Source organism: Actinoplanes philippinensis (genome assembly GCF_900113015.1).
Classification (GTDB): domain Bacteria; phylum Actinomycetota; class Actinomycetes; order Mycobacteriales; family Micromonosporaceae; genus Actinoplanes; species Actinoplanes philippinensis.
On record NZ_FONV01000010.1, the window covers coordinates 348,462 to 368,040 of the forward strand.

Annotated in this window: 28 protein-coding genes and 1 tRNA gene; 3 read left to right on the forward strand and 26 right to left on the reverse strand. The window is 70.8% G+C overall.

Features of this window, described 5'->3' with window-relative positions:
• Positions 1 to 330: 330 nt before the first annotated feature.
• The 9 genes from BM290_RS27565 to BM290_RS27605 all read right to left on the reverse strand — a co-directional run bounded on the left by BM290_RS27565 (position 331) and on the right by BM290_RS27605 (position 5,147).
• Positions 331 to 1,794, reverse strand: a complete 1,464-nt coding sequence (locus BM290_RS27565; protein WP_093618776.1) for a phage major capsid protein — start codon at positions 1,792 to 1,794, stop codon at positions 331 to 333.
• A 180-nt stretch (positions 1,795 to 1,974) separates the two neighbouring features.
• The gene (locus tag BM290_RS27570) at positions 1,975 to 2,241 is read right to left on the reverse strand and encodes a hypothetical protein (protein WP_143133984.1); all 267 of its coding nucleotides are present in this window, start codon (positions 2,239 to 2,241) and stop codon (positions 1,975 to 1,977) included.
• Positions 2,242 to 2,268: 27 nt separating this feature from the next.
• The gene (locus BM290_RS27575) at positions 2,269 to 2,598 is read right to left on the reverse strand and encodes an HNH endonuclease (RefSeq protein ID WP_143133985.1); all 330 of its coding nucleotides are present in this window, start codon (positions 2,596 to 2,598) and stop codon (positions 2,269 to 2,271) included.
• Positions 2,599 to 2,716: 118 nt separating this feature from the next.
• Entirely contained in the window at positions 2,717 to 3,004 is a 288-nt protein-coding gene (locus BM290_RS27580; protein ID WP_093618779.1) for a hypothetical protein, read from the reverse strand.
• On the reverse strand, positions 3,001 to 3,195 hold the full coding sequence (locus BM290_RS27585) for a hypothetical protein (RefSeq protein WP_093618780.1): 195 nt from the start codon (positions 3,193 to 3,195) through the stop codon (positions 3,001 to 3,003). The genes BM290_RS27580 and BM290_RS27585 overlap by 4 nt, the downstream gene beginning before the upstream one ends.
• Entirely contained in the window at positions 3,192 to 4,409 is a 1,218-nt protein-coding gene (locus BM290_RS27590) for an AAA family ATPase (RefSeq protein ID WP_093618781.1), read from the reverse strand. Before BM290_RS27590 ends, BM290_RS27585 begins: the two co-directional genes overlap by 4 nt.
• Complete coding sequence (locus BM290_RS27595) at positions 4,406 to 4,747, reverse strand: hypothetical protein (protein WP_093618782.1); 342 nt, start codon at positions 4,745 to 4,747, stop codon at positions 4,406 to 4,408. Before BM290_RS27595 ends, BM290_RS27590 begins: the two co-directional genes overlap by 4 nt.
• Positions 4,744 to 4,962, reverse strand: a complete 219-nt coding sequence (locus tag BM290_RS27600) for a hypothetical protein (protein ID WP_093618783.1) — start codon at positions 4,960 to 4,962, stop codon at positions 4,744 to 4,746. Before BM290_RS27600 ends, BM290_RS27595 begins: the two co-directional genes overlap by 4 nt.
• Entirely contained in the window at positions 4,959 to 5,147 is a 189-nt protein-coding gene (locus tag BM290_RS27605) for a helix-turn-helix transcriptional regulator (protein ID WP_093618784.1), read from the reverse strand. The genes BM290_RS27600 and BM290_RS27605 overlap by 4 nt, the downstream gene beginning before the upstream one ends.
• 103 nt (positions 5,148 to 5,250) lie before the next feature.
• On the opposite strand from BM290_RS27605, the gene BM290_RS27610 reads away from it, so the two are divergent.
• Both BM290_RS27610 and BM290_RS27615 read left to right on the forward strand, forming a co-directional pair.
• Positions 5,251 to 5,733: a helix-turn-helix domain-containing protein gene (locus tag BM290_RS27610; protein ID WP_177319927.1), complete on the forward strand. Its 483-nt coding sequence runs from the start codon at positions 5,251 to 5,253 to the stop codon at positions 5,731 to 5,733.
• The gene (locus BM290_RS27615) at positions 5,720 to 6,937 is read left to right on the forward strand and encodes a tyrosine-type recombinase/integrase (RefSeq protein WP_093618785.1); all 1,218 of its coding nucleotides are present in this window, start codon (positions 5,720 to 5,722) and stop codon (positions 6,935 to 6,937) included. The genes BM290_RS27610 and BM290_RS27615 overlap by 14 nt, the downstream gene beginning before the upstream one ends.
• Positions 6,938 to 7,018: 81 nt before the next feature.
• Here BM290_RS27615 and BM290_RS27620 read toward each other — a convergent pair whose 3' ends face one another.
• Positions 7,019 to 7,510, reverse strand: a complete 492-nt coding sequence (locus BM290_RS27620) for a YajQ family cyclic di-GMP-binding protein (protein WP_093618786.1) — start codon at positions 7,508 to 7,510, stop codon at positions 7,019 to 7,021.
• Positions 7,511 to 7,657: 147 nt separating this feature from the next.
• Between BM290_RS27620 and BM290_RS27625 the strand changes: the two genes are divergently transcribed.
• A tRNA-Tyr gene (locus tag BM290_RS27625) sits at positions 7,658 to 7,738 on the forward strand.
• 122 nt (positions 7,739 to 7,860) lie between these two features.
• Here BM290_RS27625 and BM290_RS27630 read toward each other — a convergent pair.
• The 16 genes from BM290_RS27630 to BM290_RS27695 all read right to left on the reverse strand — a co-directional run bounded on the left by BM290_RS27630 (position 7,861) and on the right by BM290_RS27695 (position 19,198).
• Complete coding sequence (locus tag BM290_RS27630; RefSeq protein ID WP_177319928.1) at positions 7,861 to 9,276, reverse strand: tyrosine-type recombinase/integrase; 1,416 nt, start codon at positions 9,274 to 9,276, stop codon at positions 7,861 to 7,863.
• Positions 9,273 to 9,461, reverse strand: coding sequence for a helix-turn-helix transcriptional regulator (locus tag BM290_RS27635; protein WP_093618787.1), 189 nt, complete (start codon positions 9,459 to 9,461; stop codon positions 9,273 to 9,275). Before BM290_RS27635 ends, BM290_RS27630 begins: the two co-directional genes overlap by 4 nt.
• A gap of 328 nt (positions 9,462 to 9,789) precedes the next feature.
• A complete protein-coding gene (locus BM290_RS27640) occupies positions 9,790 to 11,055 on the reverse strand; it encodes a DUF3631 domain-containing protein (protein WP_143133986.1) in 1,266 nt (421 codons plus the stop codon).
• Between the two features lie 31 nt (positions 11,056 to 11,086).
• Positions 11,087 to 12,034 (reverse strand): DNA cytosine methyltransferase, encoded by a 948-nt coding sequence (locus BM290_RS50090; protein WP_239143697.1) that lies wholly within the window; start codon positions 12,032 to 12,034, stop codon positions 11,087 to 11,089.
• Positions 12,031 to 12,915 carry a bifunctional DNA primase/polymerase gene (locus BM290_RS27650; RefSeq protein WP_093618935.1) on the reverse strand — a complete coding sequence of 295 codons (885 nt, stop codon included), beginning with the start codon at positions 12,913 to 12,915 and terminating at the stop codon, positions 12,031 to 12,033. Before BM290_RS27650 ends, BM290_RS50090 begins: the two co-directional genes overlap by 4 nt.
• 362 nt (positions 12,916 to 13,277) lie before the next feature.
• Entirely contained in the window at positions 13,278 to 14,642 is a 1,365-nt protein-coding gene (locus BM290_RS27655) for a DUF853 family protein (protein WP_093618788.1), read from the reverse strand.
• Positions 14,642 to 15,421, reverse strand: coding sequence for a hypothetical protein (locus BM290_RS27660; RefSeq protein ID WP_239143696.1), 780 nt, complete (start codon positions 15,419 to 15,421; stop codon positions 14,642 to 14,644). The genes BM290_RS27655 and BM290_RS27660 overlap by 1 nt, the downstream gene beginning before the upstream one ends.
• Positions 15,422 to 15,522: 101 nt before the next feature.
• Positions 15,523 to 16,281, reverse strand: coding sequence for a hypothetical protein (locus tag BM290_RS27665; protein WP_093618789.1), 759 nt, complete (start codon positions 16,279 to 16,281; stop codon positions 15,523 to 15,525).
• On the reverse strand, positions 16,281 to 16,559 hold the full coding sequence (locus tag BM290_RS47580; RefSeq protein WP_143133987.1) for a hypothetical protein: 279 nt from the start codon (positions 16,557 to 16,559) through the stop codon (positions 16,281 to 16,283). The genes BM290_RS27665 and BM290_RS47580 overlap by 1 nt, the downstream gene beginning before the upstream one ends.
• Before the next feature lie 17 nt (positions 16,560 to 16,576).
• Entirely contained in the window at positions 16,577 to 17,017 is a 441-nt protein-coding gene (locus tag BM290_RS27675; RefSeq protein WP_239143695.1) for a DUF3307 domain-containing protein, read from the reverse strand.
• A complete protein-coding gene (locus tag BM290_RS27680) occupies positions 17,014 to 17,214 on the reverse strand; it encodes a hypothetical protein (protein WP_093618791.1) in 201 nt (66 codons plus the stop codon). The genes BM290_RS27675 and BM290_RS27680 overlap by 4 nt, the downstream gene beginning before the upstream one ends.
• Before the next feature lie 6 nt (positions 17,215 to 17,220).
• Positions 17,221 to 17,346: a hypothetical protein gene (locus BM290_RS50780; protein ID WP_275413299.1), complete on the reverse strand. Its 126-nt coding sequence runs from the start codon at positions 17,344 to 17,346 to the stop codon at positions 17,221 to 17,223.
• Positions 17,346 to 17,513 carry a hypothetical protein gene (locus tag BM290_RS48635; protein WP_177319929.1) on the reverse strand — a complete coding sequence of 56 codons (168 nt, stop codon included), beginning with the start codon at positions 17,511 to 17,513 and terminating at the stop codon, positions 17,346 to 17,348. Before BM290_RS48635 ends, BM290_RS50780 begins: the two co-directional genes overlap by 1 nt.
• Before the next feature lie 92 nt (positions 17,514 to 17,605).
• Positions 17,606 to 18,559, reverse strand: coding sequence for a hypothetical protein (locus BM290_RS27685; protein ID WP_093618937.1), 954 nt, complete (start codon positions 18,557 to 18,559; stop codon positions 17,606 to 17,608).
• 34 nt (positions 18,560 to 18,593) lie between these two features.
• The gene (locus BM290_RS50095; protein ID WP_093618792.1) at positions 18,594 to 18,947 is read right to left on the reverse strand and encodes an RRQRL motif-containing zinc-binding protein; all 354 of its coding nucleotides are present in this window, start codon (positions 18,945 to 18,947) and stop codon (positions 18,594 to 18,596) included.
• Entirely contained in the window at positions 18,947 to 19,198 is a 252-nt protein-coding gene (locus tag BM290_RS27695; protein ID WP_093618793.1) for a DUF6284 family protein, read from the reverse strand. The genes BM290_RS50095 and BM290_RS27695 overlap by 1 nt, the downstream gene beginning before the upstream one ends.
• Positions 19,199 to 19,579: the final 381 nt, after the last annotated feature.

Below are 19,579 nucleotides of genomic sequence, written 5' to 3' on the forward strand. Positions count from 1 at the left end.
ACCCGTGAACGGGGGCAGGGAGGGGCGACGGGCCGTGTTTCTACAGTGGGATGTCGCGGACCCGTCGCCCTCTCCCCGTTGCGCACCTGCGGACGTGATCTCCGCGCACCCGGAGGCGTCAACGGAGTGCGCCAGGGAAGACCCACGACAGGGCCTCTGTGCTGCTGCGACAGCCACTGAGGATGCGCCAACGGAACGGGTTGGGGAGACCCTGAACCGCGCAGATTTCTGCGTGATCTCCGCGCACCCCCACCGCCCGGTGAGGGTACGGTCTCGCCCCGCCTCCTGACCCTGGAACGGAGACGGGGCGAGAGATTGGAAGGGCCGTGATCAGGCCGTGGTGGCGACGTTGAGCAGGCGCAGCGCCTGCGGGCGGACCACCTCGGCGCCGTGCCGCGAGGTCACGAACAGGTGCCGCTGGCCGGTCGGGCGGTTGTTCGCCCCGTATCCGGGCAGGATCTCCACCGTCGCGCCGATGTGGTCCACGATCACGTAGCCGGCCTGCCAGTCCCCGTACGCGAGCACGAAGTTGTCCGAGGTCGCAGCCGCGTTGATCGTGCCGTCCATGTTGCTGCACTCGTACCAGGGCTTGCCGAGCAGTTGTGGCGGCGACTGCCGGAGCTCCGGGTACATGAGCGCGCCGTTGGTCGTCTCGTAGAAGCGGATCGTGTTCGCGATCGCGATGTTGCTCATCCACGCCGCGTTCGGTGAGAACCGGGCGCCCAGCGCGTTCTGCAGCTTCACCGGGTCCGAGCTGGCCAGCGTCTCCGAGCCGTTGCCGGCCACCTCAGACGACGTGCCGTCCAGGCCGGTGACGAAGCCCTGCGGCGCGGTCGTGCCGTTGCCGGTGGTGAACGCCACCGCCTGCAGGTTGTCGATCGCGTCCCGCACCACGAACTGCAGCTGACTCACCAGGTCGATCGCATCCTGCTGCACCTCGTAGGAGAAGATCGCGTCCACGTCGGCCAGGAACACCGGGATCTCGACCTCGGCCGCCGTCGGAGTGCCGTCGGCCGCCTGGGCGCCCTCGGTCTTCCACTCCGCCGTCGCTCCCGCGCTGGTGATGCCGCGCCACGTGTTCGTCGAGGTCGTCACCACGCGCGCCAGCCGGCGCAGGGGGTTGTTCGACCCGTCGTTGGTGAGCATGATCGCCGGGTCCAGCACCGACGGCAGGACGTAGCCCGAGGTGGCCATCGCCGTACGCGCCTCGGACTGCGCGGCCTTCCAGGTGGCCACCGCGCGGTACGCGTCCGCCTCCTGCGGCGTCCACTCCATGTGGCCGCGGGCCGGGTCCGCCAGCAGCTTCGAGAACGCCCGCAGGTAGGCCGGGTCGCCGGCCACCGACAGGAACTCGGCCGCGGACTGCCGCTTGCCGATCGACCCGTCGTCGACCAGGTCCTGAACGAGCTGCCGCTGGCTGTCGGTGAACATGCCCTGCTTGTGCTGCTCGTCGGCGAACCGCAGCGCCACCGACCGCCGGCCGTCCAGCGAGTCCGGGGTCATCGCCGCGGCGCCCACGGACATCCGGGTCGACTGGGTGTCGGCGCGGGACGCGGCCACGCGGGCGAGGCGCTGCTCGGCGACGTACTGCCGCAGCTCCGCCTCGGCGACGTCGTGGGCGTCCCAGCGCCGCTGCTGCGACGCCGTCAGGTCGTCGTTGCGGGCCTCCTGGTTGATGCGGGTCATCTCGGCCGCGTGCAGATCACGGGCCGCGACCGCGGCCTCTTCGAGACGGGCCGGGTCGTCGGGGAACTGCTCGCGAAGCTGGTCGAGGGTAGGGATGCGCTCAGGCATGAGAGAACTCCGGAAGGAGAGGCCCCGGAAGAGGGGCAGCGTCAACGGGATCGGCGCGCCGTACCGGAGCTTCAGGGCGCCGCTCGGAGAGCTTCACGCCCGGCCTGTGCCGGTGGCCGGTCGACCGTGGTCCGTCCCGCCTCGGAGAGGTCGGGCGCCAACAGGTGACGTCTGCCGAGATCATGCTACCTCTCCCCCCAGCCCATCGCCGAGACGCTGGCCCGGCTGCCAGGCTGCGAGCATCGCGGCCCACTGCTCCCTGCCCCCTGCTGCTGCCGCCCCGAGCTGAGTCGCAAGACCGGTGAGGAATGCGATCACACCCACCAGGTCGGCACCGTCGAGCAGTGACTCGAACGCCTTCTCATCCTGCGACCAGCCGGCGCACATCAGCGCCACGGCCAGCCCCACGACGTCATCCCGCTCGGAAGCGCTCAGCGAATCGGACATGATCAACCTTTCAGTAGATGTTCGTGTTCAGATCGAGTGCGGGTCCACAGTCAGAGGGACCCTGCCTACCGGGCGCACGCGGGCGTTGCGCTCCTGGTTGCAGCAGCGTGGGCGGCGGGTGGTGCCGCTCACGCACACCGGGCACGGGTAGTTGCTGCCGTGCGCCGGCCTCAGGTTGTCGAGGGAGTAGGGGTCACCACCGTCAGCACGGCGCACCACGTGGTCGACCTCCCACGCCCCGACGTGACCGCACACCCAGCACACGTCACCGTGGATCGCGAACACCCTCTCCCGGGTGTCACGCCAGCGCGTGCCGTTACGACCAGCGTTCTCCGGTGACACAGGCCGCCGATTCACCTGTCCACCTCCGTCCGGGATGTCCGTTTCTTAGGGAGCGCCGCCAGAAGAGACCCGCTGCCGTCTTTTTCACTTGTGTGCGCACGGTGAATAACCCAAGCCATTCCGTCACACAGGGTTATCGGCGCTGCTCTGGCGCCGGCCGGGACGGCGGGAGCTTCGCCCGCGGCCCCTGCTCGCCGGTGACCGCGCGCGCTTGGCGGTGCTGCGGGCACGGCGGGTCGTCGCTCTCCCGGCAGCAGAGCGGCAGGGCGCCATCCCGGGCCAGCTTGGCAAGGTGTCGCGCCTTGAGGCCGGCCGCGCGCCGTGCCTTGAACGCCTCTCGCTCCGCCTGCCGGGCCGCGCGCTTCGCGAGCGTCTGCTCGACGGCGGCCCGTAGGCGCTCCTGCCACTCGTCGTCGCTCACGGCGTCTCGTCGGCCTGGACGATGGACCACCGCTCGTCGGCGCCGACGTGGTAGACGACCGTGCCGGCGTCTCCCATGGCCACGGCGACCGCGGGGCGCATGCCGCCCTCGTGCGTCTCCCAGCCGATGATGAGCGCGGGCTCCGGCGTCCAGTCGAGGCGGATCAGGATCGGGTACGGCTGCATGATCATGGGTTTCCTCCCGTTGCGCGGTTTCTGACACTCGGTTCGGCGGTGTCAGAACCGAAACCACCGATGACCTGCTGTTCTGACACTTCTGACACTTCTGACACGGTGCTGAGCGGAGCGGCGTAGCGACCGCGGCCGAGCTTGATCAGCCGCCCCGCCTCCACCTGGCGTCGCAGGTACTGGTGGCTGTCCTTGCCGAACTTCTCGGCGACCGCGCCCGCAGTGATGCCGCCCGGGCCGGCTGCGTGGACGAACTCGACGACGCCCATCGTGGTCTCGGAGACACCCGCACTCTCCTGCCGCTGGCGGGCAGCCGCGGCCGCTGCGGCGAGGTTCGCGCCGTCGAGCTGCCACGAGACGCCGTCGACGAGCCGGAGCGCGTACTCGGCTTCCGGCACCTCGCGGCCGGTCACCATGAGCAGGCCGTCGGTGGACTGCCGCTTCCGGGCGAGCACGACGATGGTGTCTGCGGCGCCAGCCAGGCCGTTGGTGCCGCTGACGGCGTCGACGAAGTCTTCGCTGACGGCCTTGCGATCGTGGTGCAGCACGACCAGGGCGAGCCCGGGCCGCTCGTCGGCGATCCGCTTCAGGTCGCCACCGACGCGGTAGTCGCGCTGGTAGGCGGACTCGCCGGGTGCGGCCTGTGGCATCACCTTGCCGAGCGTGTCGAGCACGACCATGGCGGTATCCGGGTAGCGCCGAAGGAACGCCCGGATGGTGCTGAACAACCGCCCGGGCGCCACGGTGGTCAGGTAGGAAAACGTGCCGGGGATCGGCTCGTCGTCGAGCAGGCGCCGGGAACGGTCCTGCATGCGGCGGTCGCCGTCCTCGAGGGCGAGGTACAGCACGCGGCGCGGCGGCCCGGCGGGGATGCTGCCGAGGATCCGGCCGCCGGCGGCGACGTCGAGCAGGGTGCTCAGGATCAGCCACGACTTACCGGCCTTGGGCGGCCCGACCAGCAGGGTCAGACCCTCCGGGAGCAGGCCGGGTACGGCGTACCGCAGCGGCGGGAAGTCCTGCTGATCGAGCCACGAACCGTCGCGGATGCCCGCCAACAGCTCGTCATCCAAAGCTGTGTCAGAAGTGTCAGAAGTGTCAGATTGCCTGCTCAGAGGCGGTTTCGGTTCTGACACTGTTGGCGGCGTGTCAGAAACCGGTCCGGCCTTCCGCTGACGTTCGCTGGCGGCAATAGCCGCCTGCATGGCCTTGCTCGTCACGCGACCGCCCCCAGCTGGCGAACGGGCGCCCCGGTCTCCCAGTCCACCGGCCCACCGCGGTACACCCGGTACGGGCGCCCCTCGCGCTCAGCGCGCAGCCGTGCGGCCCGGTCGACCGCGGCCAGCTCGGCGGCGATCCGCTCCGCCCGGGTCGGCGGGGCGCCGTGGTGTCGCGCCCAGCTCGCCAGCATCTCGCCTTCGGCGTACGCCGCCCGGAAGCGGAGACCGGACTCGAACGCCAGGTCGATCAGGTAGGCGACCTGCTCGCGGGTGAAGGTCTCCTGTTCACCGAGCAGCGCCTCGCCCGCCCGCAGCACCGTGCCCGCGTCCCGCCTCATTCGGCACGCTCCAGCGCGAGCAGGGCACTCCCGATGACGGCCCGCTCGGTGTACCCAAGCGTGAAGCCCATGGCCTCGTAGTCGATCGTCGTGAGCCGGTCGGATGGTCGCCGGTGGCCGCGCGCACGGTCTACGCTGAGAGCCAGGTCGCCAGCCTGCTCGATCGCCGCTCTGCCATCCGCGGGGCGGCGTTCTTCTTCGGTCGCCATGGTCACGCCGCCGCCGACTGCTCGGCGTGCTCGGCGAGCCACCGGTCGACTTCTTCCCAGCGGTATCGCACGTGCCGACCGACGGTGTGCCAGCCCGGGCCGGTCTTGCGGTAGCGCCAGGTCTCCAGGGTCCTCAGGGAGACCCCGAGGTAGGTGCTGATCTCGTCCGGTGTTGCCAACGCTCGCTTCATGCTGTTTCCGTTCTGGAATCATCCGTTCGCGATCTAGGAACGGGTGAATGCGAGTCTGGGCGAGAGGTTGCGTGTTTGTCAAACGGTCTCTACTGTTCGCGTTATGGAAACAGTTGAGGCCGTCGTGGCACGGAACGTGCGGCGACTGCGCGAGGCGCGACGGCATACCGTGCGCTCGCTGTCGACCCGCCTGGGTGAGATCGGCCGGCCGATCCTGCCGTCCGGCATCACGAAGATCGAGGACGGGACGCGCCGTGTTGACGTCGGCGACCTGGTCGCGCTCGCCGAGGTCCTCGGCGTCTCGCCGGCGACCCTGCTGATGCCGGGCGCCCCGGACGGCGACAAATCGTGGCGGGCACGGTGGCGATGGATGCACGGCACAGCGCCGCTACCTGACGCAGAGACCGACCCCGAGGAATTCCACCGGACCAACCGGCCGTACGAGGACCCGAACCCGATCAAGGCGGCCAGCAACCAGCTCAACGAGATCGCGGCGGTACTGTCGAGCGGCAACATCGCGCTCGTGTCCTTCGTCGCCGATGACGGCAGCGTGTGGGACCTGGAGAAGCGTGATGGCAGTCGATGATCTCTGGTACCTGAAGGGCAAGGGACCTGACGGCGAGCGGCTGCCGTCGAAGCGGCACGGCCGCGGGAAGCGCTGGCGCGTCCGGTACACCGACGACACCGGGGTGGCCCGGGAACGTCTGTTCGACCGCAAGGCCGATGCCGACCGCTGGGATGCGACCACCCGGGCGGATGTCGCCCGCGGGGTGTACGTCGACCCGGACGCCGGAAAGGTCACCGTGAAGGCGTACGGCGAGCAGTGGCGCGCGAACCAGCTTCACCGCGACTCCACGGCCGAACGAGTCGAGCGGGCGTTACGGGTGCACGTCTACCCGGTCATAGGGGCGCTTCCCATGGCCCGGGTCCGCCGGACCAGCATTCAGACCTGGGTGAAGGACCGGACACAGGTCTTGGAGCCGAGCACGCTTCGGGTCGTGTACTCCTACCTGGCCTCGATGTTCCTCGCGGCCGCGATTGACCGCGTGATCGGCGTGAACCCGTGCCAGGGGATCCAGCTACCCGACGTGGCCAGGACGGACCTGTTCGTGCCGACCGCCGACCAGGTTTACGCGCTCTCGGACGTCTTCGCCGGGCCGAACGGGAAGCAGGGGCGATACCAGGCCCAACCGGTGGCCGCAGCTGCCACCGGGCTACGGCAGGGCGAACTCTGGGGCCTGGAGCTCGAGCACGTCGACTTCCTTCGCCGGAGGGTCACGGTCGCGCAGCAGCTCAAGGTGATCGCGGGTCGCAAGCCGTTCCTGGCGCCGACGAAGACGCCGGAGAGCTGTCGCACGGTCGACCTGAGCCAGGTCGGCGCCGAGGCGTTTGCTCAGCACATCGAGGCGTTCCCGATCACCGAGGTCGAGATCGACGACGAGACCAACCCGCGGAAGCCGATCCGGCGCAAGGCGAAGCTGATCTTCCTGAACAACAACGGCGACCCGATGAACCGGTCCGGGTGGTCGCACGTGTGGACGCCGGCGGTCGCCCGGGCCGGGCTGCCGAAGGGCTTCGGCTTCCACGCTCTGCGGCACTACTTCGCGACGGTCCTGATCCACGGCGGCGCCAGCGTGAAGACGGTCCAGCTCGCCCTCGGCCACACCACGCCGACGATCACGCTCAACACCTACGTCGGGCACTGGCCGGACGCCGTCGAGACGACCCGGACCCTGATCGACTCGGCGTTGCGCCGGCCCACCGCGGCCACCCTGGCGGCGGTGCAGTGATGGGCCGGGCTGTGCCGGATCTGTGCCCGCGACCGTGGCGGGTCGCCCCGCTGCTGGTCACGGGCATGATCCTGCTGGTTATCAGCGGTAGTTGTTGAACTGGAGGGCGACGCCGAAGTCCTCCTGCTTGAGCAGGGCGATCACGGCCTGCAGGTCGTCCCGCTTCTTGCCGGTGACCCGCAGCTGGTCGCCCTGGATCTGCGCCTGCACACCCTTGGGCCCCTCGTCGCGGATCTTCTTGCTGATCGCCTTGGCCTTGTCGGCCTCGATCCCCTCGACCACCTTCAGGTCGATCTTCCACGTCTTGCCGGACTGCCGGGGCTCCCCCGCGTCCAGCGACTTCAGCGAGATGTTGCGCTTCACCAGCTTCTCCTTGAAGACGTCGAGCGCGGCCGTGGCCCGCTCCTCGGTCTCCGAGGTGATCGTGAACGCCTCCCCCGACTTGGCGAGACTCGTCCCGGTGCCCCGGAAGTCGAACCGGGTCCCGAGCTCCTTCTCCGCCTGGTTGAAAGCGTTGTCGACCTCCTGCCGGTCGACCTTGCTGACGATGTCGAACGACGGGTTGGCTGCCATGATCAGACTCCTGCGGCTGGATGCTTGTCGATGCTTACAGCGGGCTCACGGGGCCCCGCGACATGCCGACCGTACCCGGTTGTTGATGCGGTTCGCGCTACGGCTATTCTTATGTCCGCCGCCGCGGGAGACCGTGGTGGTTGCCCAGGCGGGTTGCCCGAGCGGCCAATGGGAGCGGACTGTAAATCCGTCGCGAAAGCTACAGAGGTTCGAATCCTCTACCCGCCACAGGCAGGTAAAAGAAGCCCTTCACCAGCGGAAACGTCGGTGAAGGGCTTCTTTCGTTGGTCCCACTGGGTCTCACCCGGAACCGCTCAATCTCACTGGTCGTGTCGTATACGTGTCGGCGATCAGGCGGCGTTCTGAGCGGCCGACTGTGTCAGGCCGAGAGCCGCTTCGACCCGCCGACGGGACGCCTCGTCCTGCCCGTAGATGCACTTCGCATACACCCGCATGAGGACGTGGACGCTGTGTCCGGCCCACTCGGCGACCTGGGTCGCGGGGACGCCCGCATTCAGCCAGAGCGACACGGCAGCGTGCCGCAGGTCGTAGGGACGCTTCGCGAGCGGCGACCGAAGTTGCACGGGCGTGAGGGTGGCCTCGCGCGCGTCGCGCCACGCCTTGCCGTAGGAGTTACTGGGGATGGGCTGGCCGAGCGTCGGCACGTAGCGCCCACCCGGGCCGCGTCGGGTGACGAACAGCCTGCCGTCGGGTGCCGGCTTGTACTTGCCGATGTGGTGGTCGAGCAGGGCGCAGAGAGGCGGCGGTGCGGGGACCGGACGCGTCGCGCTCTTGGCCCGGTGCTTGAGCCCGCGACGCTCGATGGTGCCGGCCTCGTCGCCCCACCCGCGCCCAACGGCGACCGTCGAACCGGTGAGGTTCAAGACGCCCCACCCGCCCTCTACCTTGGGTCGCTCGTACTCGTCCTCCCTGAGGTTCAGCACCTCCTCGGGCCGCAGCGCCGCGTAGTACATGCAGCCGAAGAACGCCACCAGTTCGGGCGTGCGGTCGCGAACGGCGGCAAGTAGCGCGCGAGCTTGCGCCGGGTTGACCACCGCCTTTCGATCGACCTCATCGTCATGCTTCGGGGCGATCCAGCTCACGAGCGACAGCGGGTGGACCTCCAGTAGCCGCAGCTCGACCGCGTACTTGAGCGCGCCCGAGAAAATCGCGCGCTTCCGGGCGATGGTGCTCGGGGAGGCCGCTCCGCCGTCCTTCATACGGAGCGCGATCGTGTCGAGGCACTTCCTGATCAGGGCGGCGTCGGTCAGGGCGGACAGGTCGACGGTGTTGGATTCCAGCCACCGTACGGCCGTGGCCAACTCGGCGGGAGGGTCGCCGGCGTCGCGACGTGCCTTGTTGAACGACCAGCCGTAGAGGGCGGCTCGGATTGCCTTGTCGCTCGGCGCTCCCCGGGTGGTCGACAGCAGCACGGGCGTGACGGTGGCCAGCGCCTCGGCGATGCCCTTGCGGTGCTTGGCTGAGGCGCGCGGCCACTTGACATCGACGTAGGCAATTGCGTGGTCGTACCACGACCGGGCGTTGAGCGCGCGGGCCATCGGCTCGGGCAGACCGCGCGTCTCGTCGAACGCGACGCCCTCTCGTTGAGCGACGACCAACTTCGATCGGAAGCTGTCGGCGAGTGCCCGAGTCGCGAACGTGTCCCGGAACGGCTTGCCGGCGACGACCCATCGGACCGTGTATGAGGTGCCCTTCGCGAGCTTGTTGACCAGCACGCTGTGAACGCGGACATCGAAAGTGCTCATGCGGCCTGCTGCTCCTCACGGCTCGACAGCCACGCGTCGAAGTCGGTACGGCGGATGCGGAGCTGCCCATTCGGCAGCTTGTAGGTACGGGGTGCCTGGCCGAGCGCCTTCCAGCGGAAGAAGGTCGACTTCGGAACGTCCAGCTCGGCGAGGAAGTCGGTCAAGGTCAGAAAGGTGCGTGCCATGGGGTCCGGCCTCCCTGGGAGAGGGCATATTGGGGCAACCCATGGCGGCGCTGACCGCCGAACGGGAGCGGCGGACCTCCCTTCCATGGGTGTCTAGCTGGTTAGGGAGAGAGGGCCGTACATCGGCCCGTTGAGAGCGCCGTAGAGCCAAGATCAGGGCTACCCGAGGGGTAGCCCATGGCTCGGATCGGCTGTGTGGCTTTCAGGCGGTCGGGATTTCGGCGTGGGTCGGCGGGTGATGTCCCGTTGTGGGCGTGAAGCCGTCCCAAGCCGTCCCAGCCGTCCCAGTGCAGGTCAGCCCTGGGACGGCTTGCAAGGCTGGGACGGCTTAAGCCGTCCCACGGACATCAACTAGCGGCGGGGGCATCTCGGTGTCGAGGGCGAGTTGGGACGGCTCAAGCCGTCCCACGAGGACAAGCCGTCCCGGGCCTGAGCTGGGATGGGACGGCTGGGACGGCTCGGGACGGCTTGTCTCTGTCTCCGGGCCAGGCGGCGGGCAGTAGCGCTGCCACGCGTCATGGAAGTCCTCGCGCTTGTAGCCCTTGGCCTGGTCGGAGGTGAGGTTGTAGGCCCTGGCCTGCTCCGGGGTGAAGCGGATGTTGCCGGAGGTGATCTCGTACTCCTTGAGCAGCATCCCGAGCTTCATCGGGGTGAGGCCGGCGCCGTTGTTGTACTCGGCCCACGGCGCTTCCGGGTCGGCCTTGAGCCGGTCGAGCAGGACGACGGACGGGATCTCGTCGGCGTGGCCGAACGCCCGTCGGCAGTCCATGAGCAGGCGGATGCGCTCGGACGCTACTGTGTTGCTGTCGCGCTCGGCGGTGAGGGTGAGGGCGGCTTCGCGGCCTCGGTCGGGCCAGTCACCGCCGGCCAGGTCGGCGACGGCGATCAGCGGTTCCCACGTGTCGGCCGCCCGGTCCTCCAGCGGCATCTCCGGCTCGGCGTCGGTCAGCCTCGCGAGGTTGCCGCGGAGCCACTCGTTGAGGTCGTTGGCGACCTGGCGGAGCGCCACGCCGTCGCGGCGGTGCCGGTACGGCGAGACCGTCTCGCCCGGCGCCCGTCGGCGCATCCGGATCACGACGGCCCGGTCCTCGATGGTGTCGGGCATCTGGCCGATGCCGGCGAGCGCGGCCATGGCGAACGTGGCGATCTTCTCGACCTTGCGGTTGGCGTTGTCCCATCGGATCGTGGGCCGGTTGCGCTGATGCCCGGCGTTGAGCAGGCCGCGCAACTCCTCGTTGGCTTCGGCCTGCTTCCCTCCGAAGATCGTGTCGGCCTCGTCGACCAGCAGCGTCGGTGGGTCGTCCGAGCCGATCGACCGGTACACCGCCGCCGTACTGGCGTTGACGGTGATCAGCGGGTTGCAGCAGGTGCCTTCCACGATGTCGAGCAGCCGCGACTTGCCGCACCGCTTCTCCGGGGCGCGGATCACCAGCCGGGGCGCGTGCGCCCATGCCTGCTGTGCGTGGCTGGCGGCGATCCACAACACGACGGCGTCGATCGCTTCCGGCGACGGGAGGACCACGTACTTGGTGAGTGCGGCGTGTAGGCGGTCGAGGATCGCCGGTCCCTCGATCACCCGGTGGGGTTTGGTCATGGTGGGTTCCTCCGGTGTGGGTGTTGCTGGCTCAGCCGGTGAGGTCGCCGGAGAGGATGAGTCGGCCGATGTGTTCGGCGACGTGGGGGACGACGGCGTTGCCGAGTCCTCTAAGTCGGTCCACCCGTCGGGGAACCCCATGAGCCACTCGACCCACCTCGGGTTCAGTGGCCCACCAGCCGCCATCGGCAGGCTCTTGCCCTCGGTGCGGTCCCGGATCGTGAAGTTGCCGCGGTCCTTGTAGTCCCGGGCGGCCGGTGTCGGCCAGGTCGCCAGGGAGACCGCCTCGATCAGCGTTCCGCCCGCTCTGGCCTTGGCCGGGGTCACCAGGCCGCCGTGTTGACCCAGCGACGCTGACGGGGTCGGCCACCGGCCCTGTTCGGCCTCGGCCACCGCCGTGCGGAGGTTCGCTCCGCCCTTGCGCCCCGACCGGCCCGGACCGCCGTCCCCGTCGCTCTTGGTCGGTGTCGGCCAGGTCGCGGCGTTCGGCGATGGTGACGATCCGCTTGCGGATGTGCGGCGCGCCCACCTCGCTAGCTGCGATAACGCCGGGGCGGGCGGTGTATCCGAGTCGGTCGAGGTCTCGGAGCACGAAACGAAGTCCCCTGGTGCGGTGCCCGAGGACGTTCTCGCCGATGACGTATCGAGGCCGGACGGCGTGGATGACGCGGGCCATGTCCGGCCACAGCCACCGGGCGTCACCGGTGCTTCGGCCGTGTCCGGCCAGGGACTCGGGTTGGCAGGGGTAGCCACCGGCGACGACGTCGACCCGGGGACGGGGTTCGCTGAGCCACCAGTCGACGGCGGTCTTGACGTCGTCATGTTGCGGCACCTCCGGCCAGTGTCGGGCCAGCACTTGCCGGCACCACGGGTTGATCTCGACGAAGCCGACCGCGCGCATCCCGGCACGGTGCAGACCGAGCGCCATACCGCCGATCCCGGCGAACAGCTCCAGCACGTTCAGCGGGTCGCCGGTCACGCGGCCACCGCCAGGCCGACGCCTTCGGCGCGGAAGCCGCCCGTGATCGCGGCGCGGGTGTCGCGGTCGCTCTGCCCGGCGCCCCGTCCGGCCTGGTAGAGAGCGGCATGTGCGTCGTCGCCGGTGATCGCTCCGGCCGCGACCATGCGGGCCACGCCCCGGGCGGCGCCGTACAGGGTGTTGCGGCGGGTGCCCTCCGGGGCGGCGGCCACCGCGGCGAGGTTCGCGGCGAGCAGGGCGGCCGGGTCTGAGATGCCCTCCCCCCGGTGAAGCGGGGTGACGGTGCTGGCGGGGGTCGCGGTGGGCGCCTCTGTCGGCCGGGCCAGTTCGACCAGCGCGCGGGGCATCTCGATCACGGCCCGGTCCCCGACGCGCCGGTATGGCTCACCGGTGTCGGGGTGGATCGAGGGCGGGGCGACGACGTAGCCGCCGTCGGCCTTGATGTCGACCCCGGGGTGATCACGCAGCTTCGCGGCCAGGGTGCCGCCGGGGTGGCGGTAGTACAGGTGCCATCCGCCCGAGCCGGTCCGTACGGCGCGGGTGGGCGGCATCAGGTCGCGGTCGATGGTGCCGCCGTTGCGCGGGTCGATGTCGATCACGCACAGGTCGCAGATCCGGCCAGTGCGGATCGCGAGCAGGCCGCCCGGTACGCGCTGGTGCATGGCGGTGATCCGGTCCGGGTCGCGGGTGGCGGCGTAGAAGCCGTGACAGGTCAGGTGCTCGCACGCTTCCGGATCGTGCGCCCGGCCGGGGTCGGTCTCGGCTTTCGGGCAGAGCGCGCAGTTGGCGACCGGCCGCTTGGAGCGGCCGAGCAGGAAGACGGGGTAGCCCTCGGCGGCCAGCGCGAGCGCGGCGGGCAGCGTCGGGACGTGGTCGGGCATGGTCTGCTCCCAACGGTTGATCACGGACGGCGCGTCCGCGCGGCCGATCAGCGCGGCCGGGGTGTGCGTGGGACAACGCGGTCCGGGCAGGTAGGGGCGCACGTGGTCGGTGGCGAGGCAGTAGCGGCGCTCGCCACCGATCCAGTGGCCGCATGGGACGGCTCGGACGGGCATGATCCGCTCCCTCGCATGGTCACGTAGCGTGACGCGTACGCATGTTGTGTCGCGCGGTCGCGTGCTGGCGCGCGGGAGGGCGCCCAATGCGCGCGGGCGTGCGCGTGCAGGCGCGCGGGCGCGCGTAGGAGAGCTAAAAACGCCTCCCGTGCGACGGTCCGCGACGCCCACGCGACACGACGCGACAGTCACGCCGCGTTACTCTCCGGGGTGGTGTGGGGGTGGTAGCGGTAGCCCTTGCCGACCGCGACCCGGCGGGCCTGTCCGCCGTCGACCAGCGTCCGCAGAACGCGGTGGACGCTGCCCCGGTGAGCGCTACCGCGCCGCTTCTTCACTCCGGCGGTGATCTCGGTGGCGGTCAAGCCGTTGGGTCCGGCGTCGGCCAGCACGGCCGTGATGGCGTCGATCACCGGCGCGTCGTCGGCCCCGATCTGGGTGCTGTCGGCCGCCAGGTCGGCCAGCGGCACGGCCGGAAGGTCGGCCAGGTCGGCGCCGGCCGCCGCCCGTGCCGCGTCGAGGGCTTGCCCGGCCGCCGCCCGGCCACGGCGCGGCTTGGTGGTGGTGTCGTCCCTGTCCCGGTCGGCCTGGCGTGGCACGGGGCGTGTGGTGGGCGCCTGGAACGGGTCGGCCGGGCGTTCGGCGTATGCCTCTCCGGCTGCGTCGATGGCCACTGCTTCCAGGGTCGGCCGGGCCGTCGCGAATGCGTGGGCGAGGCGGTTGACGATCGGCGGTTGGAACAGCGCGTAGGAGCGGACCGGGAGCGGGTCGACGTCCGGGCCGTCCTGGACGTAGAGCAGGCCGGGCACGTTGAACAGCGTCGTGTCGACGGTGTCGAGGTCGACGCCCTGGAGGACGAAGCCGACGTCGGCGCGGCGGTTCATCCGCAGGCACAGATTCGGGTGCAACTGGGAGCGGAAGTCGCCGTCGTCGCCGAGTGACGCCACGGTCGGCCGCTGGGTGACGACCACCAGGTGGACCCCGGCCGACCGGCCGGTCTGCGAGATCTGCCGCGCCCGTTCGGTGGCCTGAGCGGACAGCTCGACCCGGTCCGGGTCGCCGGTCTTGATCCCGAACAGCGCCGATCCCTCATCGATGATGATCGTCAGCAGCGGCAGATCGGGCGTCGGGACCACCTTGTCGTCGCCCTTGCCGCGCGCTGCCGCGGCGGCGAGCACGCGGGAGCGTGCCTCGATGATGGCCACCGCCGCGTCGAGCATGGCCACGGCCTCGTCGAGGCGGGTGGCGAGCCAGTCGAAGCAGGGCAGCCACGCGGCCTGTCCCTGCCCGGCCTTGGCGACCTCGATGGCCCAGATCACCGTGTCGCCGCACGCGGACAGGCCGCAGGTGATGACGTTGAGGGTGTTGGTCTTGCCCGAGCCGGACGCGCCGCCCATCAGGGCGTGGCGGGCGCCGTGCTCGCGGGTCCACAGGTCGAGCATCATCGGTGACCGGTCGGCACGCTCGCCGAACGGGATGCCGTCGGTGATCCGCCGCTCGCCCGGCGTCCACAGGGTCAGCCGGTCGAGCGCGCGGGCGGTCGTGGTGGTCTTCATCAGGCAGCCTCCGGGCCGTTCTCGTCGCGGGTCGTCTCGGTGGTCTCGATCGGGGGCAGGTTGGCGATGGCGGGGTGGGCGATGGTGCGGCCGGACTCCCACGGGTCGCGGTCGACGACGTGAAGGCTCACGCGGCGGGCGTTGGTCTTGTCCGGCACGACCGTCACGGAGCCGCGTCGGTACTGGTAGCCGGACTCGATGCGCTCGCGGTTGACGTCCTTGGCGGTGTTGTTGCCGGGAAGCACGACCGACAGCACCCGGCCGACGGCGGTGGTCTTGACGCCGGTGAGCTTCGCGCCGGCGATCCCGGCCAGGTCGGCGACCGAGTCCCAGCGCTTGCGCATCCGGTCGAGCGCGGCGGCGGACCGCAGCGTCGGGCCGCACCACCAGCCGAGCCCGACCAGCGGCCACCCGAGCGCCCACAGTCCGTACAGGTAGCCGGTGCCGGGGTGCACGGCCAGGGCGAACAGCCAGGCCAGCGCCACGAGGGCGACGGCGCTGGTGTAGATCCTGTCGTAGAGACGGCTCATGCCGATCAGCAGCCACGCCACCAGGCAGGCCACCGCGACGGCGTACACGCCGATGAACCAGCCGACGGCCAGGTGAGCCCACATCAGGGCCAGGCCCCACCCGGCGAACGGCAACGGGAAGGCGACGTAGAGCGGGGTGAGCTGCCACCGCCACCGGTAGGCCGCCGCGCCGAGCGCGTGCAGCACCGGGTGCCGGTGCGTGGTCGGCCCGAGACCGACGTACAGGTCTTGCGACTTGCGGCGCTTCACAGCGGGTGTCCTTTCCAGACAGACGAGCGGTGCGGGAAGAGGACCGGGGCCGGTCACCAGCGGCGGTGACCGGCCCCGGGACGGGGGTGGGCAGGGGGTGATCAGGCGGCTTGCTGGTTCCAGAAGTCGTCACGGCGGATCTGCCGGACGTTGGTCTCGGCCGCCTCGAACTGAGCGGCGTACAGGCGCCGGAAGATCAGCCGGGAGCGGGAGAACGTGCCGGACGCCTCGGCGAGCTGGGCGATGGCGTCGGCGGTCGGCCCGGTCACCCGGGGGTCGACGCGCATCACGTCGAGGCGCTCGACCCACTGACCGACGTTCTCGGCCAGCGTCAGCATGGCGGTCGCCATCCCGGCCAACTCGGCGTCGAGGTCCCACGCCGTACGCGGGTCCATCTCGCCGATCGTGCGAGCGGCGCGGGCGAGCGCGATCGTTTCCTGGGTTGCCACAGTGGCGTTCCTTCCGGTCGAAGCGGTAGGGCGCGGCGCCGGTCGGGCCGGCGCCGGGTCGGTGGTCGGGCGCGGCCGGGGTGACGGCTTGCGCCGGGTGGCGGACTGCCGGGAGTCCGACCGGTTCGCGTCGCGCTCGGCGGCGCGGTTGTGCCGCTCGATGTGCTGCTCGGCGTCGGCGACCGGCACCGACCGGCCGCAGTAGCCGCAGTCGATCGCGTTCGCCTCGGTCGCCTTGAAGCCCCGGCCGGTCCAGCGCGCGGCGGCGGCGACCCGGTCACGGCGCCGCCATGCCCACCGGCCGCCCCGGGCCGCGACCCGGGCCGTCGGGTGCCGCTCCAGCCACCGCCGCAGCGCCCGGCGCCGGCGGCGCCGCACGTTCGCGGTCGCCTGATCGAGGACCGACGCCATCACGCCACCGCCGGAAGCCGGTCGGGCGTGCCCGGGTCTGCGACGGGTATGAGCTGCGTCGATCCGGCAGGGGTCAGGGTGTAGAGGAAGTCGAACAGTGCGGACTGGAGACGCACGTAGTCGGCGCCGGACCGGATCGGCGGGTAGCCGTGCTCGGTGAGCACCTTTCCGACGTCGATCGTCAGGCCCACCGTGAACCGGGCGTCGTCGCCCGGCGCGGGCATCGGGTAGACGGCAGGCTCGGCCGCCGTGCCGGTGGACAGATCGTGGGAGGCCATCAGCGGACCCCTTCCGGTCAGGCGATGATCAGCGCGGCCACGAACAGCCACGCGTAGTGGAAGGACTGATCGAGGGCGTAGGCGCCGCCCAACGTCGGGTTGTCGTCGCGGCCGGGCCGGGGCGCACCGAGCGCGTAGAACCGGCTGGCGCCGCACAGCACGGCGAGCCGCTTGAGCGGCGTGCGCCGGTCGGCGATGTAGTGCGTGATCGCCGAGACGGCGAGCCCGGCGGCGACCCGACTCGGGCTCAGCGCGAGCCCGAGCGAGACGGCCATACCGAGCACCGCCACCAGCGCCGTCGCGGTGTACGTGATCACGTGAGCGGCGCACGCGATGCGGCCGTTCCACCCGGGGGCGCCCTTGCAGTCGGCCTGATGCTGGGTCTGGACCCAGTGATCGGCGACCTGGTGAGCGACCCACAGGGCGATGAACACGGCGGCGAACGTCGCGGCGCTCACCGCGACCACTCCAGGTGGGCGCGGCGCTGAGCGGCGTCGAGGACCGGCATCCATCGATCCCGGGGCATCCCGATCTCGTGCGCCCGAGCGATGATCGCCGTGGTCAGCGTCATCCGGCGCACGATGAACAGGTCACCGGCATGCCGGGCGGCCATCCGGCGGGCGTACTCGATCGCGGTCTCACCGTTGCGCGGCATCGGCGATCACCGGCCCTGCTTGGCGCGGCGCTGGTCCGCCAGGCGCTGAGCCTCGCGCATCTGCTCCTCGCGCTGGCGGCGGTTGCGCTCCTGAACCTCGGCGTGCTGGGCGTTGAGCCACTTGTCCGACATCAGCGGCCACCGCCCTTACCGATCGAGCGGCGGTCGCGGCCAGCGGCCGAGCCGGTGCGGGCGGTGGCCGCGTCCTCGGCGCGAGCCCGGTCCTGATCGGCCTTGATCTCGGCGGCGGTGCGGCCCATGTACGGCCGGTTCCCGGCGCCCATGACGTTGCTTGCCATACTGGTGACCTCCCAAAGGTCCTGGTGACTGGTGGGGAGACCGACGGCACGGCACGGGTTTCCAGGCCATAGGGCCGTGCCGTCGGGCGAAATCAGCGGGACTTGTGCATCAGGTGCGCCAGCGCGGCGCCCATGCCGAGCACTGCGACCGGGATGCACGCCACGGCGGCGGTGATCGGCCACGGGGCCGACGTCCAGCCCCACGCGGCCATCAGGTGATAGGCGATCTGCCCGAGCGCACCGAGCGTCAGCGACGTCAGCGCGCACCACTTCGCGAACCGCAGCGCCGAGCCGGTGACCATCCCGGACAGCCACACGTACAGCGCGTACGCGGCGAGGGTTTCCATGCCGATCGGCAGCGTGATCGCCGTGTTGATCTGGAAGTCGGAGATCCCCGGGAGCAGCGTGACCATGCCGAAGCCGGTCAGCCGTCCCATCTCGACCCAGCCGCCCCAGATCGCGACGAACGCGGGCAGACACAGGATCAGCACCGGCCACACGACCGGCCGGCGGCGCTTCGGCGCGGGCTCGGCGACCGGCTCGACCGAGGTCGGCTCGGGCGCCGGCGCCTCGACCGGTACGGCGGGCGGCCGGGTGATGCCGACCCATGCCATCTCGTCGGCCGGGTCGATCGTCGGCAGGGCCGGCGACGCGGGCGGCGCCAGTTCGGCAGCCTGCCCGCGCAGGTCGGCCGCTTCGTCCGGGTCGTTCACCCGGGCCGCGCGGCGGAGTAGATCCTCACGTGCGGCCTCGCGCGCCTCAGCCGAGTCCCACCCGCGACCGGCGGACTCGTCGATCGGCTCGGGGTCACCCTCCGGGGTGTCGTCCGCCGGCGGCGGCTCGACCGGCTCAGGAGCGGCCGGCGCGGCGGGGGCCGGGGTGAGGGCGGCGAGCAGGGCGTTTGCCTTCGGTCCGCCGACCTTGAACGTCTTCATCAGTTGGTTGCGGCTCGGCAGCGTGCCGAGCCGGTCGGCCAGGTCGCGGGCGTGCGGGATCAGTTCGTCGACGGTGCGCGGGTAGGCGCTCGGGGCGGTCGTGGCGGTCATCGGCTGTTCCTCTCGGAGCAGGGACAAGGGCAGGTCACGCACACTCAAGGCATTCACCGAGCGAGCGCGGAATGCAGTAGGGCCGGACTGTCCGGCAGGTCGAGCAGGTACGTCGGGCCGTCATCGCCTTGTCGAGCGCTCGCAGCTGCGCGGCGCTCGGCGTGCGCTTCGGCCGGGCCAGGTCGAGCCGGTACAGGTACGCGGCACGAACGCCACCGACGCCGCGCCACAAGATCTGAGCGGCGACCGGCTGACCACCGGGACACAGACCGCGTTCACGCAGTTGACGACGGGTCGCGTAACCGGACGGGGCACCCCGCCACCAGAAGGTGGGGATGCCGTACCGGGCGCCGTCCGGGTCGTGGAACGCGGCCCGGATCCGGGCCATCAGGCCGCGCGGCGCGGGCTCGGCGAGCGGGTCAGCCGGGCCACGTGGGCGAACGTCTCGCGGATCACCGCACGCTCAGCGCGGCGCACCCGGCGCACGTCCAGCTCACTGACCCGGCCACGCTCGGCCGCGCCCAACAGCGTGATCTCGGCGTCCAGCCAGACCAACTCGGCGTTGATCAGCGGCGCCTCAAGCTCGATGGCCGCAAGGTCGGCGGCGGTCGGCGCGGGGTAGAAGTCGTGATCGCTCACGGGGACGTTCCTCCATAGCAAGGATCAGCGCGGCACCGACACGAGCGGCCGATACCGCGCTGATCAGGTGAAAGTCAGGTAGAGGGCCGCTCGGAAGCGGCCGGGGAAACACACGCACATTCGCTCTTCGCCGGCTCACGCTCGCCCTGGGCTCACCAGAGGTCGGCCGCCATGCGGCTCAATGCGTGATCTCGACCGGCGTTACCGGCAACACCCCGCAAGCGGGATCTGCCGGAGAGCGACGCCGTCCGTGTTGCGCCAGATGAACGTTCTAGCTGCTCAAAGACGCTATGGAGTTCTCAAGGAAGAGCGCGCGCCCGGGGCGATCACGAACGGCGTAGCCGAAGCCACCTCCGCCGTGTCGGAGCCCGACCGGCTTGC